This window comes from Thiospirillum jenense, from assembly GCF_014145225.1.
GTDB classification, from domain to species: domain Bacteria; phylum Pseudomonadota; class Gammaproteobacteria; order Chromatiales; family Chromatiaceae; genus Thiospirillum; species Thiospirillum jenense.
The window spans coordinates 1-1113 of sequence record NZ_JABVCQ010000081.1 but is presented as its reverse complement, the minus strand read 5'-3'; the positions used below and the strand labels follow the sequence as shown (position 1 = coordinate 1113).

At 46.1% G+C, this 1113-nt stretch carries 1 protein-coding gene; it reads right to left on the bottom strand.

Translation table 11 applies throughout. The features are described 5' to 3' along the window. A partial coding sequence (locus HUK38_RS14580; RefSeq protein ID WP_182585044.1) for an N-6 DNA methylase occupies positions 1–1113 on the bottom strand: 1113 nt, incomplete at both ends.

Here is a 1113-nt window from a genome sequence, read left to right as displayed (position 1 = left end):
CGCGTATTCACCCGTGATCCCGGCATAGGTCGCTTCAATATTCAAATTGGCGACATAATAAGGCAGAATCGCCACTTCATTCGCATATAATTCGTGATGATATTTATACGCTAATTTAGCCGGCTGACCACGAAAGTATTCTAATAACTCACAAATAAACGTCCCCGTCCCGCTCGCTGGATCCAAAATATCCACATCCTTATCAATTAAATACCGCCCGAAATGCCGCTGACACAACCAATCGGCACTGGCAATCATAAAACGCACAATTTCATTTGGCGTATAAATCACACCCAACCGATCTGCCGCTTTCGGGTTATACACGCGATAAAAGTTTTCATAAATCACTTTCAAAAAGGTTTGCTTTTCATTATGACTCGCCAACCGCGCCGCCGTCGCTTTAATCGCCGCATAATAGGGCGCTAATGATCTGAGCGTTTTTTTCTTTAATGCGCCAGTAAAGAACACCGCCTCCAGCGCATATAAAGATCGCGCCACGTTATTATGCTGGTGGAAATCACTCTCATCAAAGATTTGCGCAAAAATATCCTCCGTTAAAATATGCTGAATTAACATCTCGCGCACATCATCCGCCGTTAAATCGGGATTAATCACCGCCTGCGCTTGAATTAAAAACGCCTGCGCCGCCGATTGAAACGCCGAATGCGTCGCCGCGTGTTGGGCAATTAACTCGCGCAACGCCACCAATACCGTCGGCAAATCTTGTTTGAATTGCACAACGGCAGCGCGAAAATCGGCAATTTCTTGGCGTTCAAATGCAAAAAACTGATTTAATAACCGCTCCAGCGCGGGCGGATCAGTCATTTCACAGCGCCCAATTTCCTGACCCTGTTGGAATAAAACGGCGGTGCGATCATCGGTAAATAACAAGTTATCTTGCGGATAACCCCGCGCAAACTTTTTATTGATTTCCGCGTCTAAATCATCATCAATATCTTTTGCCTCCCAATAACCGAGCGGCAAGCGCAATTCGTGCAATAACGCGCCGTCAACGCTAATGCGCGTCTTAAACGCGGTAGTCAGCGGGTATTCAGCAATGAACGTCAACCCCAATGGTCGCGCCCAGTTTTTTAATAAATCTTTGAATGCTTC